Raw genomic sequence first — 25,176 nt, 5'->3', positions numbered from 1 at the left:
GTACTACTTCCTCTCATGAAGTAAACCAATGTTCGCGCGCTTTCATGATGAGCGTTTTCGCGGTTTCTTCGTCAATTTGTGTCGCCTCAACTAGCTCATCAACAGCCAGTTCAGCTAAGTCGTCACGTGTGTGAACTTGATTGTCAGCAAGCTTAGCAATCAATTCAGTAGTCATTCCCTCGAGAGAACGTAAATCTTGTGAGACTTCGCCAACGCGCTCTTCTTTAGCTAATTCCATAGTCAAGAGAGAGTCACGTGCACGAGTACGCAACTCGTTTACGGTGTCTTCATCGAAAGAATCGATTTCTAACATTTCAGAAAGGGGTACATAAGCAACCTCTTCCAAAGTATTGAAACCTTCTTCAATCAAAATGTCAGCAACTTCTTGGTCAACGTCCAACTTGTCCATAAACAATTGGCGTACTGAAGCAGCTTCTTTTTCAGTTTTCTCAGCAGACTCTTCTGGAGTCATGATGTTGATCTGCCAACCAGTTAATTCGCTAGCAAGGCGAACGTTCTGTCCGCTACGGCCAATCGCAATTGCCAAATTCTCTTCATCAACTACCACATCCATAGCGTGACGCTCTTCGTCAACCACGATAGAAGATACTTGTGCTGGAGCTAAAGCACCAATCACAAACTGTGCCGGATCTTCAGACCACAATACGATGTCCACTGCTTCGCCAGCCACTTCGTTACGCACTGCAGTAACGCGTGTGCCACGAACACCAACGCAAGTACCGATTGGATCGATACGTTTGTCATAAGTAATCACAGCAATTTTTGCGCGGATGCCAGGATCACGAGCTGCGCCCTTAATCTCCAACAAGCCCTGCTCCATCTCTGGAACTTCATTCTCAAATAACTTGATCAAGAAATCAGGACAAGTACGCGAGAGTTCGATCTGTGGGCCACGGGCTTCACGATCGACTTTCAAGATATAAGCGCGAACACGATCACCAGAGCGGAGGTTCTCTTTTGGAATCATTTGATCACGGCGCAACAATGCCTCAACGCGACCAGATTCAATGATCAAACCATTTTTATCAGCGCGCTTGACGGTACCAGTCATGACTTTTTCGCCACGCTCAAGGTAGTCGTTCAAAATTTGTTCACGCTCAGCATCACGAATGCGCTGCAAGATTACTTGCTTAGCAGCTTGTGCACCGATACGACCAAAGGCTAGAGATTCGATTTGCTCTTCGATGTATTCACCAACCTCCATATCGGGGAATTGTTCGAGAGCTTCAAAATGAAGAATTTCTTTGTCTGGCTCTTGGAGACCAGCTTCATCAGGAACAACCAACCAACGACGGAAGGTTTCATATTCACCAGACTCACGATCAATCGATACGCGAATATCCACCTCTTCGGTCGGATAACGTTTCTTAGTGGCTGATGCCAACGCCATTTCTAGCGCCTCAAACACAATCGCTTGATCTACGTTCTTTTCACGCGCTAAGGCGTCTGCCAACATGAGAACTTCTCGGCTCATGACTTTCTTCCTTTGAAATCAATAACAGGGACCAACCGAGTCTTATCGACCTCGGCTAAAGAAAACTCCAATTGAGATTCAGTGCCATCAGCACCTTCAAACAACAAACCAAATTTCGCATCAGGCGAATCCAACTCGCCACTCAGCAAACCTTGCAACACACCACGAAACTTCTTGCGATCACCAACGGCAACTCGCAACTTCAAATCCACTTCCATTCCGGAAAAACGCTCGTAATCAGCCGCTGACTTCACAGGGCGATCGAGACCAGGAGAAGAAATCTCTAGACGCTCAAAGGGGATGTTTTCCACTGGCAATGTATAGCTCAGTTGATGACTCACCTTTTCGCAATCCTGGACATTAATCAAGCGCTCATAATCCGGGTTTTCGATCGTGACACGTAGCAAACCTCCGGCTTCACGCTCGATATCTACTAGCGTGTACCCTAGGTTTTCCACCTCTGCAGAAATAATCCGCTGATCTTTCACGAATACCCTTCAATCCAAAACGGCAAAAAAAAATGGGCTTCAAAGCCCATATTCTCGAAATTCAGAACAGGCCGACTTACGTTGATCGCAACATCAGTCGGTAACAACTTAAAACAGCAGCGAACTGCTGTAAGTCCAAAATTATAGCCGATTTAGAGGAAAACTGATAGAAATCAGAAGCTTTCGCTTGGATTTCGAGGTTTTCTAGGGCCTTTATTGAAAGGTTTGCGCCCTTTTGGTGCCCCACGCTTAGGGCCATTTCCAGTACTTTGAGGGCTTGCCGTCACAAAAGCAGACTGCCCGTGATGCACTTTCTTACCTTTATTGCGGTTTTGGCCCTGTCCACCCTGCCCACCACCTTGACCACCCTGACCACCTGCTCCAGGACGACCACCCTGGGTACGACCCCGGAAAGGACCGCGGCCTTCACCCTGTCCACCGCCACCAGGCTTGCCGCCTCTGCTTTGATGGGTTAGGGCACCATGACCGCTGGCCTGGGTGAGAGCATCCCGTGAACCCCAGTAAGAAACTGAGGTTTGCATTGGATCGGGCTGAAAGTCTTCGCCAGCAGGAGATCGGCGATCGCGACCTTGAGGATTTGGATTGCGGCCTTTATCTTGTGGCTGAGGCATTTTTAAACCTGCAAACTTCATCAGGTTATAGATACCACCAGCTTCAATCTCTTCCCACTTACCCCGTCTCAAGCGTGGGGGCAATAAGAAAATGCCGTAACGAGTTCGGATTAAACGAGAAACCGTATGGCCAACAGCCTCAAACATACGGCGAACCTCGCGGTTGCGACCTTCAGTTAATGCAACGTGATACCAACGGTTTGCACCTTCCCCACCACCCATGGAAAGACGTAAGAATTTAGCTTGGCCGTCATCTAAGGTGATACCACTCTTTAATTGAGTCATATTTTCTTGACTCAGGTCACCCAGAATACGAACAGCGTATTCACGCTCAACGCCATAACGAGGATGCATTAAGCGATTGGCCAGCTCACCAGAAGTGGTGAATAACAAAAGACCTTCAGTATTAAAGTCCAGGCGCCCCACTGCAATCCAGCGCCCTTGACGCGGCTTTGGCAAACGATCAAATACGGTTGGACGACCTTCAGGATCAGATTGACTCACGATCTCGCCGGCTGGCTTGTGATACATGATCACACGTGGTGGCTTAGTCTGAATCTTGCGATGTACTGGCTTGCCATTAATTCTTACTTGATCGGTGGGTCCAATACGTTGACCGATATGTGCCGGTAAACCATTTACGGATACGCGCCCTTGAATAATCAAGTCTTCCATATCGCGACGTGAACCCATACCGACATCAGCCAGTACCTTATGCAACTTCACAGTATCTTCGTCGTCAGCATCGTCGTCCAAACCGTCTAGGTCGGACCACACTTCGTCACGCAAGCTCAGCGGTAGATCATCGATATTTGCGAATTGCAAACTACTCATCTCATCATCGCTAGGCATATCCGCATCATCATCATGACGCACACGTTGTGCGCGGCGCTCTGCACCAGTCTGATGAGAAATCTCATTCTCATTTAGGCCATCAGGATTTTTAACCTCAAGCACTTCAGGCGCATCTAATGCAGCATCGAATTCTCCAGAAACCACTGAGGCAAACAACGCTTCACTCTCTGCTGGATTTGGTGCGAGCTTAGCGGATGCATTATTACCTCCCTCGCGCTGGCCACCAGATTCACCACCCTCACGACGAGGCCGATCTTTATTAAATGGGCGTTTCTTATTAAAGGGATGCTTGCTAGCTCCCGCGCCCTGACGGCGTGGGCGACGTTGTCCGCCTTCGCGCCCCTCACCCCTCGTACCTTCTGCAGGATTAGGTGCAGCCTCAGAGCCAGAGGAATTATCCGATATAGGTTTAATCGGAGATGAATCGTTTTCGTTATGACTTGTCATTAATAATTATTTTTGTTCGTCTGATTTGTCTTCAGGCTCTGGATTAACTTCTTCTACTTCTTCAACTTCTTCCACCTCTGCACTTGTCTCTTCACTAGTTGACTGAATAACCGGTTGACCGTTTTCATCCAACTCAATAACTGTTTCAACTGTAGCGCTTGGATCAAACTCCATAACCGCCTGACCTAAGTGCTCCGCTGCAGCCATCGGCGCAGCATCTTCCAACATTGGCAAGCTTTGTAAATTGGTAAGGCTTAAATCATCTAAGAATTGTTTGGTGGTGGCGTATAAACCTGGGCGGCCAACAGTCTCTTTGTGACCAATAACCTCAACCCAACCTCGGTCCTCTAACTGCTTCATCACATTGCTACTGACTGCAACACCACGGATCTCTTCAATCTCTCCGCGAGTCACTGGTTGGCGATAAGCAATGATCGCTAAGGTTTCCATTACTGCACGAGAATACTTCGGCGGCTTTTCTGGAGTTAATCGATCAAGATATTCACGCATTGCTAAGCGGCTTTGAAAACGCCAGCCAGTAGCAATGTGTACCAACTCCATACCTCTGTCTTCCCAGGCTTTTTGAAGCTCTAAGAGAGCATCGTCAATTTCACTAGATGCAATATCCTCAGCAAATAAGCGCGTCAGATCCGCAACTGTGAGTGGTTCTTGCGCGCACAAGAGAGCTGTTTCAATTACGCGTTTATTGTGATCATCCATAAAATTCGGGCTATCAGGGAGGGCCTGATGAGACTATAAAAATGTATTTCAGTAATGGGTTGGTGGTGTTCTGGTGGCTCTATTTAGCTACTACGGGCAATTCATCTCCAACAAGCTCATGGGATAGCTACCCGCGCTGAAACGAAGTCTTTTTCGCTCACCGTCTGACCATTATAAGGTAGGCTCAATACAATAGCCACATGCAAGCAAATACAGCTCCATCCCGACTTTCATCCGCCGAGCTTGATCCGAGACGCCGTTTTCTGGGGCTAGGCCTTGGTTTAAGCGCCCTGATTGGGGGCTCAGGCCTGGCTGGGTGTAGCCTCATGAGCAACCGGAAGCCCGTCATCGGCCTAGCATTGGGGGCAGGTGCAGCCCGAGGCTTTGCCCATGTAGGCGTTATTAAGGCGCTGGAGGCTCAAGGGATTCGACCCGATATCGTAGTCGGGAGCAGTGCTGGCAGCGTTATTGCAGCACTTCTTGCATCTGGTGCTACTGGTAATGACTTGAACAGACTAGCCTTAACGCTCGATGAAGCCACCATTGCTGACTGGGGACTTCCTTTTGTTGGAAGATTTGGCGGCCTCATCAAAGGGGATGCCCTCCAAAATATGGTCAACCGTGAAGTGCAAAATAAATCGATCGAGCAAATGCGCATTCCATTGGGAATTGTGGCAACTGAATTGCAGTCAGGCAAAGGTATTTTGTTTCGCTCTGGCAATACAGGTCTAGCAGTGCGCGCCTCATGCAGTGTCCCCGGCGTCTTCCAGCCGGCCGTCATTAGCGGCAAAGAATATGTTGATGGCGGTTTAGTCGCACCAGTTCCAGCGAGCTATGCAAGACAGATGGGTGCAACCCTGGTAATTGCAGTCAATATCTCCTCTGAGCCAGTTCATCAAGATGCCAGCGGAACCTTTGGTGTCATGCAACAGACGATCTCCATCATGCAGCGAAGTATTAATCAATACGAACTCAAAAGCGCTGATATTGTGATCACGCCTCATCTCAAGCAAATGAATAGCGGTGATTTCAAATCCAGAAATGCAGCAATCCTCGCTGGAGAGGTAGCCGCCCAAGAGCAGATGGCCGTCTTGAAAGAAAAACTTCGATCCTAGCCCTAGGGCTAGCTTCCCAAGTGGGGATGATTGATTTAGGATTCGGTGCAATTGTTTATGAAATCCACCACCACTCTTCTTAAATTATTGATCGCAATATCCATTGCAACTCAAGCGCATTACGCCCATGCTCAGGCAGGAGGCCAATTTACAGTCGCAGCCAATAACTATCTCAAAAAGCGTACCGATGCTTTCATGACAATCACGGGCTACTCTCTGACCCCAGATGTCACCACCGGATCACTCTCGATTACCGACAAAGGCGGAGAAAATCAAAATTTACAAATGATTTCTCTTGGGGGTGGAGACCGTATCAGCGCCAACTTTCCACTTTACCTTGAGGGTACGATTGCCTTTAATCGATACAACCCAACATTTACCGATGGCTTAGGCAATACCAGCATTACGGTACCGGTCAATTGGAATGGTATTACCGGAACTGGTGGCGTTGGCTGGGACTTTCCACTAACGGATCAGCTACGCATTCGTCCGATTGCCAACATCATGTTGGGCCATGTAGAAAGCGACCTCTCGATTGCAGGTCGCATCATAGAAAATAAAACAGGGGTAGACCTACAGTTCTTAAATGGAGGTCGTATGAATGCATATGGCCTTGGCGGCTCACTCATGTTGGACTATGAGGATTACAAGCCTGAACGTGAATACGATGCAGAATTGCGCTACACCAATATTGCGCTCAATACTTTTGATAGCTCCGCTGCCGTTCAAGGTTCCGCAGACTCTCAAAGTTTAGGATTGTGGGCTCGAGCCAGATACCCCACACCACTTACCGTTTTAGAAAGGCCACTACGAGCTGTCTTTGAGGTGGCACATACTGAGTTTCTTGGTCAACTCCGTGGAGCTCTTGGTTTTGATTCACTCTCCTCTGTGGGCACTGGAGTAGAAATTGATCGCAGCGCCTCAGACCCCATGTTTAGCAGGGTGCGATTGGTGTTTCGGTATCAATTTGGACAGAACGTCCGAGGAACTTCAATTGGCCTAGCGGCAAGCTTCTAAAACAGAAGATTAGAGGTTGCGAGACTTGCGTTTGAGTTTATTCACTTCATTCAACAACTCTTGACGCTCGGCATCACCTAAGTTATCACTACCATCCAAACGGCGCGCACCATCAAAGCGCTTATCCCAATAGAGACTACCAAGGTCATCTACGCGCACACTAGTGCCCTTCGATGGTGAATGGATAAATTTATTGTCGCCAACATAAATGCCGACATGAGAGAAAGTTAAACGCATGGTGTTAAAAAACACTAAATCACCAGGCTGCAATTCTTCGCGAGTAATTGGCTTACCTACGCGACTCATTTGAGTAGATTTACGAGGCAACAAAAAACCTAGTTTGTCCTTGAAAACATATCCGACAAAACTACTTCCATCCAAACCGGATTGCGGTAACTCCGCATCCCAGCGATAACGCACGCCAATCACTTCCATGGCGCGATTAATTAGTTCATCTGATTTAACGGTAACCGAATCTGCTAAGCGATCTGAAGCGCGAACAAAGTAAGACTTACCTACTTGAAACATGCTTTGCTTAGGCGTCTCTTTGGGAGCCTCTACAGGAGATTCTTTTGATGCATCAATCACGGGATCTGCTGCCAATACAGGATGAGCAGCAAATGCGAATGAAATTAGCACGGCCATCGACGCTTGCTTAAGCAAGGTTGGCAAGAGGTCTTTTTTAAGTGACATCAAACCATTCTAACAAAGAAGGACTATTTCACCAAGTACCAGCTTGGAGCCTAATATGATGTTTTAAAAGGAGTATTTTCTATTGCGGTGCATAAATGCACCGATTTGGCGCCTTGCTAGGACTCTTGCTCAAAGCTTAAGTTAGCTCGGCGGCCGTGAATAGCTCTTTGGTATAGGTTTGGCGAGGATGCTGAATCATAGCCTCAGTATCACCAAACTCGACCACCCTTCCTGCTTTGAGCACCATGACCTCATGCGACATTGCCCGAATAACCGCCAAATCATGACTGATCATCAGATAGGCCAAGTTGTATTTTTTCTGGAGCTCAGTCAATAAGGCAAGCACTTGTTTTTGAATCGACACATCCAATGCAGAAGTGGGCTCATCTAAGACCAAGATCTGTGGTTTTAGGATCAAAGCACGGGCAATCGCAATCCGCTGCCTTTGCCCACCCGAAAACTCATGGGGATAACGTGTGAGGGCAGAACGATCAATGCCGACTTCTCGAAGAATATCTAAGACACGCTTCTCGCGTTCCGTCGCAGACAAATCGGGAAAGTGCACATCCAAACCCTCTGAAACAATTTGCATCACATTCATACGTGGAGAAAGTGAACCAAAGGGGTCTTGAAAAATCACTTGCAGACTTGAGCGCATAGCGCGACGTTCTGCTGGTTTTAACTTTTGCCAATCAACACCAAGTACATCCACATCACCCATGATTTCTGCGGCAGTGTCACCCAACAAACCTAAGACCGCCATGCCTAAAGTAGTTTTACCTGAACCAGACTCACCAATCACACCAATGGTCTGACCTTGCTTGAGTTCAAAACTGACTTTACGCAAGACCTGATGACGCGGAGGTTTTTTAAACCAAGCAGCAGCTTCACTACCAGGGTAAGAGACGGATAAGTTTTCTGCCTTTAGCAGGACGGGCGCCAATGGCATCACTGGCGCCAGATCGCGTACAGGCCCGCTATTTACTAGGGCTTTTGTATAAGGATCCTCTGGGCGCTCGAACACCTGCTTGGTTGATCCAAGCTCCATCAAGTTTCCTTGATTTAATACAGCAACACGATGAGCAAAATGCTTTACCAAATTGAGATCATGAGTAATCAGTAGAATGGCCATGCCACCATGATCTTTAGACTCTTCTTGCAACTCTTTGAGTAAATCCAAAATCTGCAAACGCAGACTAACGTCTAAAGCAGTAGTTGGCTCGTCTGCAATTAACAATCTGGGTTTGCATGCTAAAGCCATCGCGATCATGGCGCGTTGACGTTGGCCACCAGATAACTGATGAGGATAGGAATGGAAGCGTTTCTCTGGTTCTGGGATTCCAGTTTTCTTGAGTAACTCTATTGCCGCAGACATAGAGTCTGCTTTAGAGATCAAAGGTTGATATACCTGTACAGCCTCAACAATTTGATTGCCAATAGTGAACAAAGGGTTGAGTGCAGTCATGGGCTCTTGAAAGACCATAGCAATCTCACGACCCCGAATCTCACGAATCTCTTGGATTGGCAAATCCAGTAAATTGACCGGCTGATTGCCGGCATTCGAGTCTTTACCGCTCCATAAAATACGACCAGATGTTTTTGCACCTTCAGGCTCAAGACGCAAGGGCGCCAAAGCAGTCAGCGTCTTACCTGAACCAGACTCACCAACTAAGGCGACACGTTCCCCCACCCCAATCTCAAGATCAAGATGGTTGACAGCGAATTTCTCACGCCGACCTGAACCAAACGAAATTGAAAAATCCTCGTAGCGAAGTAATGGCGTAATTTCTGTATTCAGTTTTGGTGCGAAGCTCATGAACGCCCCCCACTCATAGTGCCTGACTTGCGAGAATCGAAAGCATCACGCAAAGCCTCGCCCATAAAAGTAAGCAAGAGCAAAGTGGCAACCAAGACCACAAAGGTCGATAGTGAAATCCACCAGGCATCTAAATTACTTTTACCTTGTGATAGCAGCTCTCCCAAACTCGGCGTTCCCGGAGGCACACCAAGACCCAAGAAATCCAAACTCGTGAGCGACAAAATCGCTGCACTCATTCTGAAAGGTAGAAAGGTAATCACCGGGGTCAAGCTATTAGGCAGGATATGACGACGCATGATTTGCAAATTCGTTAAACCCAAAGCTCTGGCAGCTCGCACATATTCCAATGCACGATTACGGAAAAACTCAGCACGCACGTAGTCAGACAAACCCATCCAACCAAATGCTGCCAGCAAAATAATCAGGAGCCAGATGCTGGGGTTAAAGATAGAAGCAAAGATGATCAGCAGATATAACTCTGGCATCGCTGACCAAATTTCAATCAAGCGCTGAGAAATCAGATCAAACTTGCCACCAAAGAATCCCATTAAAGAGCCAGTGATGATGCCTACACTTACGCCAACAATAGTGAGTGCCAAGCCAAACAGAATTGAGAGGCGGAATCCATAAATCAAGCGCGCGAGAACATCGCGTCCCCGATCGTCAGTGCCTAACCAGTTATCAAAAGATGGCGGTGCAGGATTGGGTACTTTTGAAAAGTAGTTGAGTGTTTCATAGCTATAAGGTATCGGGGGGTAAATGGCCCAATTACCATTGCTCGTAATATTGTGACGAATATCCGGATCTAAAAAATCGGTCGGTGTAGCGAAGTCACCTCCAAACACTCTCTCGGGTTGTGATTTCACAATCGGGAAATAGAACTTGCCTTCGTAGCGGACTACCAAAGGCTTGTCATTGGCAATCAGCTCAGCGCACATAGACAACCCAAACAAGACCATAAAGATCCAGAGGCTGGCATAACCCATGCGACTGTTTCTAAATCGATGCCAGCGACTCATGAGCTACCTCCAGCACCAAACTGAATACGCGGATCAATATAGACATAACAAAGATCCGAGATCAATTTAGTAAATAAACCGATCAAGGTAAAAAGATAAAGTGTTCCGAAAACCACTGGATAGTCGCGTCTCATAACGGACTCATAAGACAGTAAACCCAGGCCATCCAAAGAAAATAGGGTTTCAATCAGCAAGGATCCGGTAAAGAAGGCGCCAATAAAGGCTGCTGGAAAACCTGTCACCAGAGGCAAGAGCGCATTACGGAAGACGTGCTTCCAAAGTACCTGCTTCTCAGTGAGGCCCTTAGCTCTCGCAGTCAACACGTACTGTTTACGAATCTCCTCCAGGAAAGAGTTCTTCGTCAACATCGTAATCACTGCAAAACTTCCTAAAACTGAAGCAGTAATCGGTAAAACTAAGTGCCACAAATAATCCATTACCTTCCCAATCATGCTCAACTCACTCCAGTTATCTGAAGTCAGTCCGCGCAGTGGGAAGATTTGCAAGAAACTGCCGCCACCAAAGATGACAAGCAAGAGAACACCCAACACAAATCCCGGGATGGCATAGCCCACCAAAATCATCGTGCTCGTCACCGCATCAAAGCGGGATCCATCCCTGACCGCCTTAGCAATACCCAAGGGTATTGACACTAAGTAAGTCAGAAAGAAAGTCCATAAACCTATGCTGATAGATACTGGCAATTTAGAAACCACCAACTGCCAAACACTTTGATGTTGGTAGTAACTCTGACCGAGATCAAACTGGGCAAAACGCTTGAGCATCATGAAATAACGCTCTACTGGCGGTTTATCAAAACCATACAAAGCCTTGACCTCAGCTAAGCGCTCGGCATCAACACCTTGGCGGCCACGATAATTGCTGCCGCCACCAGAAGACTCTGCCCCACTCACTGCAGCATCACCCTTACCTTTGAGCTCCAACATCAATTGCTCAACTGGACCACCCGGCACAAATTGCACTACAGCAAAGGTGAGAGTTAAAACACCTAACAAGGTAGGGATCATCAAGAGCACACGCTTGAAAATATAAGACCACATTTGTCCTTGCATTAGCGCGCCCCTTCTTTCCACCAATTAAGCAGAATCCAAGATTCAGCGGTGTAATACAAAGGGGGTTCTGGGTAGCGCATCTCTTTACGATACGCGATTCGGTGTGTCGGGTTGTACCACTGCGGGATCACGTAATAACTATTCCATAGAACACGATCTAAAGCTCTAGTGGCTGCACGTAACTCTTCACGGGTCTGAGCTTTGACAACCGCATCCACCAGGGCATCGACCACTGGAGACTGAACCCCGATCACATTGTCAGAACCTTTTTCTTTTGCAGCCTGACTACCAAAGCGATCCCACAATTCATTACCCGGGCTTTGTGAGTCCGGGAAACGAATGGTGGTCATATCGAAGTCGTATTCATCCATGCGCTTCTGATGCAAAGCAAAATCACTCGTCCGAATATCCACCTGAATACCCAGCTTCTCTAAGTTACGCACATACGAAGAAATCACTCTTAAGAAAAATGGTCCATCCTCTACCATCTCGAAACGGAATGGCTCGCCTTGTATATTGCGCAGAGCGCCATCTCGATATTGCCAACCAGCCTGAGCTAATAAATCCCTCGCTTTGCGCAGATTCTGACGCAAACTATCAGGGGCAGCAGTTGAAGGTGCAGGAGGCATCGGATCAAAGACTGCATCTGGCACCCACTTAGGATATTGCGCCTTTAGAGGTTTGAGTAATTTCAATTCTGCTTCAGTGGGTTTGCGAGGGCCATCAAAATTGGCGCTCAGATCACTATTGGTAAAGTAACTATTAATTCGACTGTATTGCTCAAAGAAAAGTTGGCGATTTAACCACTCAAAGTCGAGTGCATAACCCAAGGCTTGTCGCACACGCGGGTCCTGAAAAATCGGACGACGTACATTCATAGCAAAACCTTGCATGCCCGCGCCGTTGTGATTTAAAAAGGCTTTCTTTTCTAGGGTGCCATCATTAAATCTGGGGCCAACGTAACTCTTTGCCCAATTCTTGGCGCGGTACTCCACCAGAGCATCGAACTCTCCAGCTTTAAAGGCTTCTAGGCGAACGGCATCATCACTATAGAGTTTGTAATTCACACGATCAAAGTTATAAAAACCGACACGGACATTAAGCGTCTTACCGCCTTGATCAGCCCAGTAATTTGGGTTGCGCTTAAAGATCATGGTCTTACCAGCTTTGTATGACTCAATCACATACGGACCGCTAGCTATCGGTAGCTCAAAGGTCAATTTATCAAATGGTGTAATCGTGCCATCGGGTTTCTTGCCCCAATTACGAGAGAACACCGGAAGAGTACCAACCATCACTGGCAATTCAGGATTACTGTTCTTGAAATCAAAACGGATTACTCGATCAGAAACCACTACCGCTTGCTTGACATCGGCATAAACCGTTTTAAATTGCGGATTAGCAAGTGAACTCATCAAAGTGTCAAAGCTGTGTTTGACGTCACTAGCTAAGATCGGGCTGCCATCCGAAAACTTCGCCTCTGGACGAATCCGAAACACCACAGACATCTTGTCGGGCGCAACCGCAATATCTTCTGCGATCAGACCATAGGCACTGGAGACCTCATCCGCACTGCCTACCGCCAAAGATTCAAACATCAGCTGAGCTATACCAGGGGCAGCGACACCGCGCAGCGTAAATGGATTGAACTTATCAAAACTTGTTCGGCGATCCGGGTTGGGCAAAGTTAAGGTGCCGCCTCGCGGGGCGTTGGGATTCACATAGTCAAAATGGCTAAATCCATCCGCGTATTTAGGTTTGCCGTACTGAGCGATCCCCTGAGCACCCTGAGCTGAATTGACTGCTACCCCAGCCAGAAGGGCTAAGAGCAGCAAAGTGGGGATTTGGCGGATGACAGGGTACATGGGCATATATGCAACAATTGTAGATAGCAAACCACATTTGAAGCAAAGGACACGATATGGGCTTTCTCGCTGGCAAAAAAATTCTGATTACCGGCCTTCTTTCTAACCGCTCTATTGCCTATGGCATTGCCAAGGCATGTCACCGCGAAGGGGCTGAATTAGCCTTTACCTACGTTGGTGAGCGCTTTAAGGACCGTATCGTCGATTTCGCTAAGGAATTCAATACCGAGCTGATTTTTGACTGTGATGTTGGCAGTGATGAGCAGATTACTGCCCTATTCAAGGATTTGGCAAAGACTTGGCCTCAGTTTGATGGCTTTGTTCATGCGATCGGCTTTGCGCCACGCGAAGCAATTGCCGGCGACTTTTTAGAGGGCCTGTCTCGTGAAGGCTTCAAAATTGCCCATGATATTTCTGCTTACAGCTTCCCAGCAATGGCAAAAGAAGCTTTACCTATGTTGCGCGATAAGTCGTCCTTATTGACCCTCACTTACTTAGGTTCAATGAAGAACGTACCTAACTACAACACGATGGGTTTGGCTAAGGCTTCACTAGAAGCCTCGGTACGTTACATCGCTGGCTCAGTTGGACCTAAAGGCATTCGTGCTAACGGTATCTCTGCTGGCCCAATTAAAACTTTGGCCGCCTCAGGCATCAAAGGATTTGGGAAGATCTTGGAGGCTGTTGAGCAAACTGCACCACTGCGTCGTAATGTCACCATTGATGATGTTGGCAATACCGCTGCGTTCTTGTTATCTGATTTGGCAAACGGTATCACCGCTGAAATCATTTATGTTGATAACGGCTTTAGCCAAGTTGTTGGTGGAATGGAAGAAGTTTGAGCGTTCCACTTCGCGAAGCCCTGAAATTTTGGGCCAAGCTCGGCTTTATTAGCTTTGGTGGGCCTGCAGGGCAAATTGCTGTCCTCCACCAAGAGCTTGTTGAGAAGCGTCGCTGGATTTCTGAGCGGCGCTTTTTACATGCACTGAACTATTGCATGCTCTTACCAGGACCAGAGGCGCAGCAGTTGGTCACTTACATTGGCTGGCTCATGCATCGGACTTGGGGTGGGGTTCTAGCCGGCACCCTCTTTGTTTTGCCCTCTCTATTTATTTTGATTGGCCTATCCTGGATCTACCTGACTTTTGGCCAGGTACCTTGGATTGCCGCTATTTTCTTTGGTATCAAACCTGCTGTCACCGCTATTGTCCTGCATGCCGCAGTCCGGATTGGTAAGCGCACGATTCACAATCAAGCATTGCGTTGGATTGCACTGGGATCCTTTCTAGCGATATTTATATTCAACCTGGCATTCCCGATTATTGTTATCTTCGCAGCCTTGCTTGGCATTTGGGGTGGCAAGCGTTACCCAGAATATTTTCAACAAACCGCCTCTCACGATAAAGTGAGTGGGACGCATGCTGCTGCAATCATTGACGATCACACGCCAACTCCAGAGCATGCCAAGTTTTCTAGAAAAAGATTGGTATTACATAGCTCAGTTGTTACAGGACTGTGGCTTATTCCATTTATCGGATTGGCTCTAATTTTTGGATGGAAAACACTCTATCCACAGATCGCTTGGTTTTTTACTAAGGCTGCCTTTCTCACATTTGGTGGCGCTTATGCGGTTCTGCCTTATGTTTATCAAGGTGCTGTCGATCAATTTCATTGGCTCAGTGCTGGCCAAATGATGGATGGTTTAGCGCTTGGAGAAACCACCCCCGGACCACTCATCATGGTAGTAGCATTTGTTGGCTACCTCGCTGGTCACATTCAACATCTCATCGGCAATAGCAATCCATTTTGGTTTGGCGTGCTTGGTGCTTGCGTTGCCACCTGGTTTACTTTCCTACCCTCTTTTTTCCTGGTCTTGGTCGGTGGACCACTCATTGAGTCCACACATGGCAAGTTGAGTTTCACTGCACCACTCACAGCAATCTCTGCCGCTGTAGTTGGCGTCATCGCCAACCTTGGACTGTTCTTTGCCTATCATGTCTTTTTTCCACATGGTCTTGGTGGCTCCATTTCTTGGATTTCGATTGCAATTACCTTGCTTGCAGGCTTGGCGCTGTTTAAATTTCAAAAAGGTGTGATTAGCGTGTTAACTGGTTCAGCCTTGGCCGGCTTACTCAGTCATTTGCTGGCGAGTTTATTGATCTAGACCCATCGCATTTAGAGCTGAAATTGGCATAATGGAAGTTATGCGAATCGAACCTCAAACAATCATCCATCTCCAAGAGTGGCTCGGTAAAACCGAAACACTTCAAGACATCGTCACAGCAGCACCTGTCAAAGCTTTATCTGCAACGCTCGATCGACCCGATCCTGCACCAAATGATGGAACTTTTCTTCCGGAGTTATGGCATTGGCTCTATTTTTTGCCATGCGCTCTTCAATCCGAAATTGGTCCTGATGGCCACCCTAAACGTGGCGGATTTTTACCACCTGTACCGCTACCACGTCGGATGTGGGCTGGTAGCCGAGTTCAATGGCTAGCTCCACTTGCGGTTGGAGATGAAATCGAACGCGTCTCCAGAATTGAATCCGTTACACACAAGGCAGGTCGCACCGGTGATCTCATTTTCGTACTGGTCAAGCATGCAATCTCCAATCAAAATGGCTTAGCCTTAATTGAAGAACATGACATCGTGTATCGCGATGCACCGGGCCCAGACGATAAACCTGTTGCACCCACACCAGCACCCACAGATGCACAGTGGACCAAGACGATTACGCCTGATGATGTTTTATTGTTTCGCTACTCAGCACTGACATTTAATGGTCATCGCATTCACTACGATCGTAAATACGTCACTGAAGTAGAGGGCTATCCTGGCCTGATTGTTCATGGCCCTTTAATTGCAACCTTATTGGTAGATCTCGTGCGTCAAAGCCTTCCAGGCTGCAGACTGAAAAGCTTTGAGTTCCGCGCCATTCGCCCTACTTTTGATATCAATCCTTTTAAAGTCAGCGCCAAACCCGATCTCGAGAAAGATCCGTCTGGAAAAACTATTTCTATTTGGGCCGAAGATCACGAAGGCTGGCTCACTATGCAAGCCACTGCAGTTTTAGCGTAAGGAATTATGTTGTTATGACTACTCCGCATTTATCTAAAGCCTTAGCTACATTTGCTTCTGAATTAAAACTGGGTGACATCCCTGAAGAAGTCATTGCCCGCACCGAAGATTTACTAGTGGATTGGTTTGGCTCTGCAATTGCTGGCAAAGGTTCGCGCCCCGTAGAGGCCATTACAAAGTTTGCACAAAGTATGGGCGGCTTCAATGCTAGCAACCCTGGCTCTGCTGAAATTCTGATTCACCGCACAACTTCAAGCCCTTTCTTGGCTACCTTAGCAAATGCAGCCGCATCGCACGTAGCCGAACAAGATGATGTGCACAATGGCTCTGTATTTCATCCAGGCACTATCGTATTTCCTGCTGCTCTTGCAACGGCCCAAGCCATAGGCGCTTCTGGAAAAGATCTACTCGTAGCCGCAGTTGTAGGATATGAAGTCGGTATTCGGGTTGGTGAATTCCTAGGTCGCTCACACTACAAAACATTTCACACTACAGGCACCGCCGGCACCCTGGCTGCTGCAGCAGCTGTAGGCCATCTTCTCAAGCTCAACCCAAGCCAAATGTTGCATGCTTTTGGCTCAGCTGGAACACAATCTGCCGGCCTCTGGGAATTTCTGCGCGATGCTGCCGACTCCAAGCAACTACATACAGCGCATGCCGCCTCAACCGGCTTAATGTCAGCCTACTTAGCGCAATCCGGCTTTACTGGTGCTGAACATATCTTAGAAGGTAAACAAGGTTTAGCTGCGGGCATGTCGAGCGATGCAGATCCAAGCAAATTAATTGATCGATTGGGAACTCGCTGGACTATTGCAGAAACCAGCTTCAAATATCACGCCTCTTGTCGTCATACCCACCCTGCTGCCGATGCCTTATTGCAAGTCATGTTGCAACAAAATCTCAAGCCTAGCGATATCGCTAAGGTAGAAACTTTGGTTCACCAAGGAGCAATTGATGTGTTGGGCCCAGTAATAGATCCTGCTACCGTGCACCAATCTAAGTTCTCCATGGGAACTGTATTGGCCTTAGTTGCGCACTATCAATTTGCTGGCTTACAAGAGTTTGATCAACACTTTTATGATCAAGAAATTTGCTCATTCCGCGATCGCGTCACCATGGTCTTGGATCCCGAAGTAGATAGCGCCTACCCCCAGCGTTGGATCGGCAAAGTCAAAGTCTATTTAAATAATGGAGAAGTATTAGAGGGTCGTGTTGATGAACCCAAAGGCGATCCAGGCAATACCCTCAGCCGTGCTGAGATTACGGATAAGGCCATGCGTCTTGCTGCATTTAGTGGTGGCGCAAACCCCAGCGAGATGAGTGCCGCTATTGAGCGCTTGTGGAATATCCGCAATCAGTCCAAGATAGGTCAATTACTCCCTTAATTTGAGGGTTGCTTATTTTTCTCTTTTGCAACATTTTTAATAAAGCCTCATAGATGAACCCACTTGATACACCCCTTGGCTTTAGTAGCACATTCTTATTTGTTCCAGGCACACGCCCTGAGCGTTTTAGTAAAGCCTTGGACAGTGGCGCCGACGGTGTCATCATCGACCTAGAAGATGCAGTTGCCGAGGAAGACAAAGAGTCTGCACGCGCAGCTATTCGCTCTGCTTGGCCTACGTTTAGTGCAGAACAAAAAAAGCGCCTGATCATTCGATCAAATTCTCCTGGCAGCCATTTTTATTCAGCGGACCTGATCTTGATACAAGAATTAGATGCGCCTTGCCTATTAATTCCTAAGAGCGAATCTCTCGACCAAATTAATGGTGCAGCACAAATTCTGCCAAACACGGCAATCATTCCGATGATTGAGACTGCCATTGGACTTGATCGCCTTAATGAGATTGCAAACTCTGAGCAGGTGTTGCGCTTAGCATTAGGCAATATTGATTTACAAGCAGACTTAGGAATGGTCTGCGATGCACAAGAGACTGAACTACAAGTGGCACGCTTTCAGATTGTGTTGGCCTCACGCTTGGCACAGATTGCCCCTCCAATTGATGGGGTTACTACCTCTACTGACAATATTGAGCGCATCACAGATGATTCAGAGCGCGCAAAAAGAATGGGCTTTGGTGGCAAGCTATGCATCCACCCAAAACAAGTTTCCCTGGTGAAGGATTCCTTTATGCCTACCGCTGCAGAAGTCTCTTGGGCGCATCGCGTCATTGAAGCGGATAAAGCATCCAAGGGTGGCGCAGTGAAATTAGATGGACGCATGATTGATCGACCAGTGGTCTTATTGGCTCAAAGAACACTAGCCATTACTGGTAAACCCTAAAGCCGATAGTTATTAAAAGTGGCAAAATTAGCTCGCATTACACATTAACGGAGACTTAAATGAAATTAAAGAAAACTATATTCGCTGGAATTGCTGCAGTTGTTAGCGCCAGCGCTTTATTGGGCAGCAATATTGCATCCGCCCAAAAAGATTGGCCAACGAAATCTATTACTTTGGTTGTTCCATTTGCAGCTGGTGGCCCAACCGATTCCATCGCACGCTTAATTGCAGTGCCAATGGGTCAGGCTTTAGGTCAAACAGTGGTTGTTGAGAACGTTCCTGGCGCTGGCGGCACAATTGCTTCCACTAAGGTATCTCGTGCAGCTCCAGATGGCTACACAATTTATATTCACCACATGGGCATGGCTACAGCACAAGCCCTGTATGACAAGCTCCCGTACGATCCAATGTCCAGCTTTGACTACATCGGCCAAGTGGCTGATGTGCCAATGGTATTGCTCGGTAAAAAAGATTTGCCAGCAAACAACTTCAAAGAACTCGAAGCCTATATCAAAGCTAATGGTTCAAAAGTGACTATGGCTAACGCTGGTCCTGGCGCAGTATCACAACTATGCGGCCTCTTATTCCAAAGCCGTTTAGGCGTTAAGCTAACTAATATTCCTTACAAAGGAACTGGCCCTGCTTTAACAGACCTCTTGGGTGGTCAGGTTGATCTCTTGTGCGACCAAACTACACAAACCATTCCTTACATCAAGGATGGTCGCGTAAAAGCATTTGGTACAACAACAATGAAGCGTTTGCCTGCAATTCCTAACGTTCCTACTTTGAACGAACAAGGCCTCAAAGGCTTTGAAGTTAAAGTATGGCACGGTGTATACACTCCAAAAGGCGTTCCACAGCCAATCTTGGACAAAATCAATGCTGCTCTGAAGAAAGCATTGAATACACCTGACGTGAAGAAGCGTTTAGAAGATTCTAATATTGATATCGTGCCAATGGAAAAAGTATCTTCCAAAGGTCTCAAGGATCACCTTGAGAAAGAAATCAACGTCTGGGGTCCAGTCATTCGTAAAGCTAACATTCCAGATTAATTCTGAAATGGCAGCAATCAAAAAAGCCAGCAGATCGCTGGCTTTTTTGTTACCTAAAATTTATTGAGTAATTAAGTCAGCGATATCAACCTGCCCTAAAAAGATATCCTGACTGTGCCTTCTCACGACGCCTCTGATAGATTGCGCTGGGGATAGCAAACAGAGCCCAAAGCGCCAAGAAAGGATCCAAGAGATAGTCCCAAAGATTCGCTGACTCATGCCAATGTGCTGTCCAAGCAATGATTGCAACTGAAATTAGCCAAACACCCTTAGTCCATCCAGCAAGACCGCACACTATGGCAAATAGAATAACGGCGCCCAAGAATCCAATAGAGCCATAGCCCCATACATAGGGATCGAACATTCCAAAGCCTAGCGCTAAGGGATAAAACACAATTGCAATGATTGCCAAGGGCACTTTAAATCCCAGCGGCGTTTTTTGCGCAGCAGGCAGTATGGAGCTCCACAACAAGAGCATCGTCACAACACTAAGCTCACCAGTAACGCCACGGACGTATGCCGATAAAGGTAATTCAAGCGACATTCCAAGCGGCCAGAAAAATAGATTGCTTAGTAATACAACTATCACCACTCGAATTAAAAATGGGATCTCTGTTGACAATAGTTTTTGCAGAAGAATAATCAGCACTACCGCACAAGTAAGTGACATTTCAAGCAATGCAATGATTTGTAAATATGGCGCCATCATTGCGCATCCTTTTCTTGAAGACTGCTTACAGCATATTTAAACCAGGCAGCCGGAAAGTACACGTGCTTAATCTTTTGTCTATTCCAGGTATAGGCAAGATGGGCATCCTCACCATTAGCAGATATTAAGTACGGGTATGAGAATTCTCGATGCAAGTTATTAAGCAAAGTCTCATCATCTTCAAGCACCTGAATTACTCTCCATTGAGTGGAGTTTGGCTCACACATCACCATTACCAATCGATAACGCGCTGCTTCAATATTATTGAGCACCATTAATTTTGTGCCATTAGCCAAAGTGAGTGCAGCAAGCGCAGAGTTTGGATTGGGAATTTCGAGATCTTTTGAGACAACCCAAGACTGTCCAGCATCTTTGGTTTCACTGACGGGGATTTGCTTTGGCTGGGAGCTTGGCCGTGTTTGACGGAAAAAAGCACTTGCCTCTTGCGACCCATCAGCAAAAACTACAGGCTGAATCGCGCTTCTACCAGAACTCATACGTCGTTTATCAATAACCTGACTTGCCTCGATTCTGAGGAACTCCCCAAAGCGACCAATCCATTCATGATAAGCAGGCAAACCCAAGCGTCCATCTGTAAATGTGATAGCTGGGGACTTTACCAAGGTGCTGAGATTAATTAAGGGCGAGCTAATCAAGCGCTGGGGCCGACCCCAAGTCAAACCCTCATCATCCGAAATCACTGAAGAGATTGAACTGCCTGCCCAACCTCCGATCGATACGGTAACAAAAAATAACTGCATACGACCATCGGCCATTCTTGCTGGAACGGGATTACCTAATTTAGCAATGTAACGGGACAGACCCTTTTCTGCACTAACTCGATCCATTACAACAGTTGGAGCACTCCACATAGCTGCCTGTGGATCAAACACAGAAGTATTAATCACCACATCTGGTGCACCCTCGCGACTCCCTGCAAACCAGAAAGCCCGAATCGCACCATCCTTGAGTGCAATTAAGGAGGCAGCATGTACTGAAGGAGCGCCGGTATCTGGTAACCAATCCATTCTGAGGCTTGGCTGCGCAATCTTTGCTGTCGTAATATTTTTAATGTTCTTAGCTGGCTTTGTGTCCTCGACTGTCTGAGGATTATCATCCGCTTGCTGTGCACTGTTAACAGGGTATTCACTTGCAAATGGGGCCCATATTGGGCGACTATCAATATGCAGATAGCCTACCACTGAGGCAAGCAATAAAAAACAAAAAGCAATCACACGACTCATCGACAAGCGTCCTTACCCACCAATGGCAAGGTCATCGTTGCAGGCGTAGAAATTAAATATTCATTCACAAATAGATGTTCCCCAATATGACCTCTCAGTATCGCCTGAATCTCAGCCTCAGAATGCCGAGCCCGCATCTCCATACGCTTGCCTACGATCTTGCACGATGCGCATAGTGCCGGCTCTACGCCAATAGCAGACTGGACAGCAACCAATGGATAAGTAGAAGTTAGCAAATCAATCTGGGTAGCATCCTTTGCCACATAGCCATGCAATGCTGCACCTGGCAATAAGAGTAGATACTCCTCATCTTTGGCGCGGTAGTCACAAGGTACCCAAACATCTTTTCCAGCAACATCTTCAATAGTGGTTTGAGAGTATCGACCTAAAGCACCCTCTAGAGGTGACAGACTGGTAGTGAGTGCGCAGTAGCAAAGAAAGCATCCCGCCAAAGCAATGACCTTGCTGCGATCCCGATTAAATATACCTAGCAAGACTAAGGCAATTGAAACCCCCATAAATCCCCAATGCCACAGGGAATAATTCCAAATGCCAGGCTGTCCCAAGAAATTCGATAACTGTAAGTTTCCGCCAACCCAAGAAAGCGCAGAAAGCAAGATTAACTGCAAAAGCAATGCAATCCGAAATCCCCACAAAGGCAATCGCTCCCAGTAGATTGCGATGAGGACAGCAAATGCGGGCATCACTGGCAGCAGATATCGACCAGAGCGCTGACTTGGCAAACTAAACACAATAAAAAATGCCAACACCAAGAGTAGTAATAGGCTTTCTTCGAGCGATAAAAATCGACGCTCTCGCCAACATTGGAGCAAAGCAGAAATCAACACGAAGGTGAATAGACCGGCATTTGCTAGAGTCGTTAAGGCCAGCATCCAAATACTATCCCCACCACGCACTAGATCAAGTAGGTAATGTGAGCTCCGCGCCTCAAACTTACCAGCGTTCTCACCCAGAACAAACTCTTTCCAAACCGCCTCCGGAAAAGGGTCCAGCACAAACCAGAGCGCGAATACACCCAGAGCAAGAAGAGTAATCAAAATGACTTTATATAAGTCTTTCAATAAAACTTTTGGAACACTCCACTCGCGCCAGCGCCAGTAAAAAAGGCCTAAGGCAAACGCAGCAGGGACAATGTAAGCAAAGGACTTTGACAATAAGGCCATGCCGAAAGAAGCCCCCGCCAAGATTGGGAAGATCAACTTAGATTCAAAAGCAGCTTTACCCCAATAGAGCAGCGCAAAGAATGGCAAGCTCAACCAAAACACTTCCGGGGGATCAGTGAGGAATGGGCGACCATAGCGATAGCTTGCAAAAAAAGAAAGCCATACGAAAGCCGCTAGCAAGCCGGTCTCCTTTTTTCCACTAAAGCGAGCGACTGCTATAAATAAGAAAAATGCTGTTAAGCCGGTATACAGAACGCTGGGCCAACGCAGCGCGAAAAGACTCCAATCACTACCCCAAGTTGTACTGGCGATACCCTCCCAAAATACCAGGGGTGGCTTAGTATTTTTAATGCCATCCATCTCAGATTGAAGGGGCAGCCAAGCCCCAGCATCCGCAGTCATTCGGACTATGTGCATGTAGGGATATTCATCCCCATTTTTTGGGGCGAAGCGACTATCTAAACCATACAAGTAGGTGAATACACCTAGAAGTAAGATAAAAAGTGCATTTCGGTAAGTAAAAGAGCCACGCATACCTCTAGTTTATAGGTCTTGGGGCTAAAGACTGAAAACTATCGGTATCAATACCCTCACTTTTTACTCTAAGCATATTGAAAATTCATCTAAGTAAAAATACTAATCTAATCGCTATCTGATTAAGATAGTATTAATTAGCAGCACCCCTAAAACTGTTGTGAGTATGACGGAGACTATTCCTATGCGAGTGAAGTACCTAAAACCTATTTTGGTGGCTAGCACACTCATTGGCTTAAGCCAATGGAGCGGGCTAAGCATTGCCCAAACAGCCGACCAACTATATAAACGCAGTCTCGCTGCAACCTGTGCTAATTGTCACGGTACAGATGGCAAAGGTGTAGTTGATGGCGGTATGCCCCTCATCAATAATTTGACCAGCCAAGAGATGCTGGCAAAACTCAAAGCCTACAAGTCTGGCGCCTTAGAGGGGACCATCATGCCCCAGCTAGCAAAAGGCTATACCGATGAACAACTCACCACAATTGCCAATCAACTTGGCAAGAAACAATAAGGAGGCGCCATGGATCGTCGACATTTTATAGGTCATAGCGCTGCAGCAGTAGGTCTACTTGCAGGGCTGTCTACTCAAACAAAAGCAGCTACTTTACAAAAAGCAGAAATTCTCGTTATCGGTGGCGGCTATGGTGGCGCTACTGCCGCCAAATATTTGCGCCTGCTGTCAAACAATACTGCGCGAGTGACTCTCATTGAGCCTAATACCTCATTTATCTCGTGCCCAATGTCCAACTTGGTTATTGGCGGCTCACGCACTCTAGCTGAAATCACATCACCTTATGACACACTGAGCAAGCGTCATGGCATCAAGATTATTCAAGACAGTGTCAGCAGTATTGATGCGGATAAGAAAACAGTAACCCTCGCCTCCGGCAAAACCTTGCGTTACGACAAAGCTGTCGTGTCTCCTGGCATATCGCTGAACTTCAATAGCGTTGAGGGTCTCGCCCAAGCCAACAAAGATGGTGTGACCCTACAAGCCTGGAAGGCGGGTCCTGAAACCGTTGCCCTACATAAACAAATCGCTGCTATGCGCGAAGGTGGTACTTTTGCAATCAGCATTCCAGAAGCGCCTTATCGCTGCCCTCCTGGACCTTATGAGCGCGCATGCCAGGTTGCCAATTACCTCAAGCAACATAACCCTAAAGGTAAGGTATTAATTCTGGATGCTAACCAGGACGTTACTTCTAAAGGGGGTTTATTTAAGAAGGTATGGGCCGAGCAGTACACTGGCATCATTGAATATCGACCAAAACATAATGTAGTTGGTGTAGACGCTAAAACCAAAACACTCAAATTGGAAGTTGCTGATGATGTGAAGGCTGATGTCTTGAATGTCTTGCCACAGATGGCTGCCGGTGAAATTGCCGTGAAGACAGGTCTAGCTAACTCTAATGGGCGCTGGGTGAATGTGAACTTCATCAACTTTGAATCGACAGCACGTAAGGATATTCACGTTTTGGGTGACTCGATTCAGATTGCTCCAACAATGCCAAAGTCAGGACATATGGCCAATCAGCACGCCAAGGTTGCAGCAGCAGCTATTGTTGCTGAACTCAGCGGCTGGGAAGTCAATCCAGCGCCTGTGGTCACCAATACTTGCTATAGCTTTGTTAATAGCAGAGATGTGGTTCACGTGGCTAGCGTGCATCAATATGATGCTGAGAAGAAAACCTTCTTGCCTGTTAAAGGAGCTGGTGGCCTCTCACCAGCACCAACCACCCTTGAGGGTGTTTATGCTTGGGGCTGGGCACACAATATCTGGGCAGACAGCTTGGGTTAAGAAGGTATTTGCGCTCATTAAAAAAGAGGCCTCGGCCTCTTTTTTAATGT

At 47.1% G+C, this 25,176-nt stretch carries 22 protein-coding genes; 10 read left to right on the top strand and 12 right to left on the bottom strand.

What is annotated here, in order from left to right:
- Nucleotides 1–13 precede the first annotated feature (13 nt).
- From nusA to scpB, 4 genes are all read right to left on the bottom strand, one after another.
- A complete protein-coding gene (gene nusA / locus GQ359_RS03325; RefSeq protein ID WP_215303144.1) occupies nucleotides 14–1,495 on the bottom strand; it encodes a transcription termination factor NusA in 1,482 nt (493 codons plus the stop codon).
- Nucleotides 1,492–1,983: a ribosome maturation factor RimP gene (gene rimP, locus GQ359_RS03320; RefSeq protein ID WP_215303141.1), complete on the bottom strand. Its 492-nt coding sequence runs from the start codon at nucleotides 1,981–1,983 to the stop codon at nucleotides 1,492–1,494. Before rimP ends, nusA begins: the two co-directional genes overlap by 4 nt.
- A gap of 173 nt (nucleotides 1,984–2,156) precedes the next feature.
- On the bottom strand, nucleotides 2,157–3,917 hold the full coding sequence (gene rluB, locus GQ359_RS03315) for a 23S rRNA pseudouridine(2605) synthase RluB (protein ID WP_215387536.1): 1,761 nt from the start codon (nucleotides 3,915–3,917) through the stop codon (nucleotides 2,157–2,159).
- Between the two features lie 6 nt (nucleotides 3,918–3,923).
- Nucleotides 3,924–4,637: an SMC-Scp complex subunit ScpB gene (gene scpB, locus GQ359_RS03310; protein ID WP_215387535.1), complete on the bottom strand. Its 714-nt coding sequence runs from the start codon at nucleotides 4,635–4,637 to the stop codon at nucleotides 3,924–3,926.
- 326 nt (nucleotides 4,638–4,963) lie between these two features.
- Here scpB and GQ359_RS03305 point away from each other — a divergent pair, with 326 nt between their 5' ends.
- Nucleotides 4,964–5,752 carry a patatin-like phospholipase family protein gene (locus GQ359_RS03305; protein ID WP_371822466.1) on the top strand — a complete coding sequence of 263 codons (789 nt, stop codon included), beginning with the start codon at nucleotides 4,964–4,966 and terminating at the stop codon, nucleotides 5,750–5,752.
- 57 nt (nucleotides 5,753–5,809) lie between these two features.
- Nucleotides 5,810–6,769, top strand: a complete 960-nt coding sequence (locus GQ359_RS03300; protein ID WP_215387533.1) for a hypothetical protein — start codon at nucleotides 5,810–5,812, stop codon at nucleotides 6,767–6,769.
- 9 nt (nucleotides 6,770–6,778) lie between these two features.
- Here the strand turns inward: GQ359_RS03300 and GQ359_RS03295 are convergent, their stop codons facing one another.
- The 5 genes from GQ359_RS03295 to GQ359_RS03275 all read right to left on the bottom strand — a co-directional run bounded on the left by GQ359_RS03295 (nucleotide 6,779) and on the right by GQ359_RS03275 (nucleotide 13,244).
- Entirely contained in the window at nucleotides 6,779–7,462 is a 684-nt protein-coding gene (locus tag GQ359_RS03295; protein WP_251367918.1) for a C40 family peptidase, read from the bottom strand.
- Nucleotides 7,463–7,598: 136 nt separating this feature from the next.
- Entirely contained in the window at nucleotides 7,599–9,278 is a 1,680-nt protein-coding gene (locus GQ359_RS03290) for an ABC transporter ATP-binding protein (RefSeq protein ID WP_215387532.1), read from the bottom strand.
- Nucleotides 9,275–10,300 (bottom strand): ABC transporter permease, encoded by a 1,026-nt coding sequence (locus GQ359_RS03285; RefSeq protein ID WP_215387531.1) that lies wholly within the window; start codon nucleotides 10,298–10,300, stop codon nucleotides 9,275–9,277. Before GQ359_RS03285 ends, GQ359_RS03290 begins: the two co-directional genes overlap by 4 nt.
- On the bottom strand, nucleotides 10,297–11,361 hold the full coding sequence (locus GQ359_RS03280; protein WP_215387878.1) for a microcin C ABC transporter permease YejB: 1,065 nt from the start codon (nucleotides 11,359–11,361) through the stop codon (nucleotides 10,297–10,299). Before GQ359_RS03280 ends, GQ359_RS03285 begins: the two co-directional genes overlap by 4 nt.
- An 11-nt stretch (nucleotides 11,362–11,372) precedes the next feature.
- Nucleotides 11,373–13,244, bottom strand: coding sequence for an extracellular solute-binding protein (locus tag GQ359_RS03275; protein ID WP_215387530.1), 1,872 nt, complete (start codon nucleotides 13,242–13,244; stop codon nucleotides 11,373–11,375).
- Between the two features lie 50 nt (nucleotides 13,245–13,294).
- Between GQ359_RS03275 and fabI the strand changes: the two genes are divergently transcribed.
- The 6 genes from fabI to GQ359_RS03245 are packed head-to-tail and all read left to right on the top strand — an operon-like array spanning nucleotide 13,295 to nucleotide 19,654.
- Nucleotides 13,295–14,080, top strand: a complete 786-nt coding sequence (gene fabI / locus GQ359_RS03270; RefSeq protein WP_215387529.1) for an enoyl-ACP reductase FabI — start codon at nucleotides 13,295–13,297, stop codon at nucleotides 14,078–14,080.
- Entirely contained in the window at nucleotides 14,077–15,402 is a 1,326-nt protein-coding gene (gene chrA, locus GQ359_RS03265) for a chromate efflux transporter (RefSeq protein ID WP_215387528.1), read from the top strand. The genes fabI and chrA overlap by 4 nt, the downstream gene beginning before the upstream one ends.
- Nucleotides 15,403–15,433: 31 nt before the next feature.
- Entirely contained in the window at nucleotides 15,434–16,318 is an 885-nt protein-coding gene (locus tag GQ359_RS03260) for a MaoC family dehydratase N-terminal domain-containing protein (protein WP_215387527.1), read from the top strand.
- Between the two features lie 14 nt (nucleotides 16,319–16,332).
- Nucleotides 16,333–17,703: an MmgE/PrpD family protein gene (locus tag GQ359_RS03255; RefSeq protein WP_215387526.1), complete on the top strand. Its 1,371-nt coding sequence runs from the start codon at nucleotides 16,333–16,335 to the stop codon at nucleotides 17,701–17,703.
- A gap of 53 nt (nucleotides 17,704–17,756) precedes the next feature.
- Nucleotides 17,757–18,602 carry a CoA ester lyase gene (locus GQ359_RS03250; protein ID WP_215387525.1) on the top strand — a complete coding sequence of 282 codons (846 nt, stop codon included), beginning with the start codon at nucleotides 17,757–17,759 and terminating at the stop codon, nucleotides 18,600–18,602.
- Nucleotides 18,603–18,661: 59 nt separating this feature from the next.
- Entirely contained in the window at nucleotides 18,662–19,654 is a 993-nt protein-coding gene (locus GQ359_RS03245; RefSeq protein WP_215387524.1) for a tripartite tricarboxylate transporter substrate binding protein, read from the top strand.
- A gap of 85 nt (nucleotides 19,655–19,739) precedes the next feature.
- Here the strand turns inward: GQ359_RS03245 and GQ359_RS03240 are convergent, their stop codons facing one another.
- The 3 genes from GQ359_RS03240 to GQ359_RS03230 are packed head-to-tail and all read right to left on the bottom strand — an operon-like array spanning nucleotide 19,740 to nucleotide 23,325.
- Complete coding sequence (locus GQ359_RS03240; RefSeq protein ID WP_251367917.1) at nucleotides 19,740–20,363, bottom strand: hypothetical protein; 624 nt, start codon at nucleotides 20,361–20,363, stop codon at nucleotides 19,740–19,742.
- Nucleotides 20,360–21,607 (bottom strand): exo-alpha-sialidase, encoded by a 1,248-nt coding sequence (locus tag GQ359_RS03235; protein ID WP_215387876.1) that lies wholly within the window; start codon nucleotides 21,605–21,607, stop codon nucleotides 20,360–20,362. The genes GQ359_RS03240 and GQ359_RS03235 overlap by 4 nt, the downstream gene beginning before the upstream one ends.
- Nucleotides 21,604–23,325, bottom strand: a complete 1,722-nt coding sequence (locus GQ359_RS03230) for a glycosyltransferase family 39 protein (protein WP_215387523.1) — start codon at nucleotides 23,323–23,325, stop codon at nucleotides 21,604–21,606. Before GQ359_RS03230 ends, GQ359_RS03235 begins: the two co-directional genes overlap by 4 nt.
- 166 nt (nucleotides 23,326–23,491) lie before the next feature.
- On the opposite strand from GQ359_RS03230, the gene GQ359_RS03225 reads away from it, so the two are divergent.
- Both GQ359_RS03225 and GQ359_RS03220 read left to right on the top strand, forming a co-directional pair.
- A complete protein-coding gene (locus GQ359_RS03225) occupies nucleotides 23,492–23,839 on the top strand; it encodes a c-type cytochrome (RefSeq protein WP_251367916.1) in 348 nt (115 codons plus the stop codon).
- Nucleotides 23,840–23,848: 9 nt separating this feature from the next.
- The gene (locus tag GQ359_RS03220) at nucleotides 23,849–25,126 is read left to right on the top strand and encodes an NAD(P)/FAD-dependent oxidoreductase (protein ID WP_215387517.1); all 1,278 of its coding nucleotides are present in this window, start codon (nucleotides 23,849–23,851) and stop codon (nucleotides 25,124–25,126) included.
- The last annotated feature ends 50 nt before the right edge of the window (nucleotides 25,127–25,176 follow it).

This window comes from Polynucleobacter sp. AM-7D1, assembly GCF_018688455.1.
In the GTDB taxonomy this organism is placed as follows: domain Bacteria; phylum Pseudomonadota; class Gammaproteobacteria; order Burkholderiales; family Burkholderiaceae; genus Polynucleobacter.
The sequence above is the reverse complement of the archived record's forward strand: the minus strand, read 5'-3'. Positions and strand labels throughout refer to the sequence as shown.

Excerpts from the sequence above, each read along its gene's own strand:
- GQ359_RS03225 (WP_251367916.1), top strand. The coding sequence starts at position 23,492 with ATGACGGAGACTATTCCTATGCGAGTGAAGTACCTAAAACCTATTTTG.
- GQ359_RS03245 (WP_215387524.1), top strand. The coding sequence starts at position 18,662 with ATGAAATTAAAGAAAACTATATTCGCTGGAATTGCTGCAGTTGTTAGC.
- GQ359_RS03300 (WP_215387533.1), top strand. The coding sequence starts at position 5,810 with ATGAAATCCACCACCACTCTTCTTAAATTATTGATCGCAATATCCATT.
- GQ359_RS03230 (WP_215387523.1), bottom strand. The coding sequence starts at position 23,325 with ATGCGTGGCTCTTTTACTTACCGAAATGCACTTTTTATCTTACTTCTA.
- rluB (WP_215387536.1), bottom strand. The coding sequence starts at position 3,917 with ATGACAAGTCATAACGAAAACGATTCATCTCCGATTAAACCTATATCG.
- GQ359_RS03235 (WP_215387876.1), bottom strand. The coding sequence starts at position 21,607 with ATGAGTCGTGTGATTGCTTTTTGTTTTTTATTGCTTGCCTCAGTGGTA.
- GQ359_RS03280 (WP_215387878.1), bottom strand. The coding sequence starts at position 11,361 with ATGTGGTCTTATATTTTCAAGCGTGTGCTCTTGATGATCCCTACCTTG.
- GQ359_RS03250 (WP_215387525.1), top strand. The coding sequence starts at position 17,757 with ATGAACCCACTTGATACACCCCTTGGCTTTAGTAGCACATTCTTATTT.
- GQ359_RS03240 (WP_251367917.1), bottom strand. The coding sequence starts at position 20,363 with ATGATGGCGCCATATTTACAAATCATTGCATTGCTTGAAATGTCACTT.
- GQ359_RS03285 (WP_215387531.1), bottom strand. The coding sequence starts at position 10,300 with ATGAGTCGCTGGCATCGATTTAGAAACAGTCGCATGGGTTATGCCAGC.
- GQ359_RS03290 (WP_215387532.1), bottom strand. The coding sequence starts at position 9,278 with ATGAGCTTCGCACCAAAACTGAATACAGAAATTACGCCATTACTTCGC.
- GQ359_RS03305 (WP_371822466.1), top strand. The coding sequence starts at position 4,964 with ATGAGCAACCGGAAGCCCGTCATCGGCCTAGCATTGGGGGCAGGTGCA.
- GQ359_RS03255 (WP_215387526.1), top strand. The coding sequence starts at position 16,333 with ATGACTACTCCGCATTTATCTAAAGCCTTAGCTACATTTGCTTCTGAA.
- GQ359_RS03220 (WP_215387517.1), top strand. The coding sequence starts at position 23,849 with ATGGATCGTCGACATTTTATAGGTCATAGCGCTGCAGCAGTAGGTCTA.
- nusA (WP_215303144.1), bottom strand. The coding sequence starts at position 1,495 with ATGAGCCGAGAAGTTCTCATGTTGGCAGACGCCTTAGCGCGTGAAAAG.
- scpB (WP_215387535.1), bottom strand. The coding sequence starts at position 4,637 with ATGGATGATCACAATAAACGCGTAATTGAAACAGCTCTCTTGTGCGCG.
- fabI (WP_215387529.1), top strand. The coding sequence starts at position 13,295 with ATGGGCTTTCTCGCTGGCAAAAAAATTCTGATTACCGGCCTTCTTTCT.
- GQ359_RS03260 (WP_215387527.1), top strand. The coding sequence starts at position 15,434 with ATGGAAGTTATGCGAATCGAACCTCAAACAATCATCCATCTCCAAGAG.
- GQ359_RS03275 (WP_215387530.1), bottom strand. The coding sequence starts at position 13,244 with ATGCCCATGTACCCTGTCATCCGCCAAATCCCCACTTTGCTGCTCTTA.
- GQ359_RS03295 (WP_251367918.1), bottom strand. The coding sequence starts at position 7,462 with ATGTCACTTAAAAAAGACCTCTTGCCAACCTTGCTTAAGCAAGCGTCG.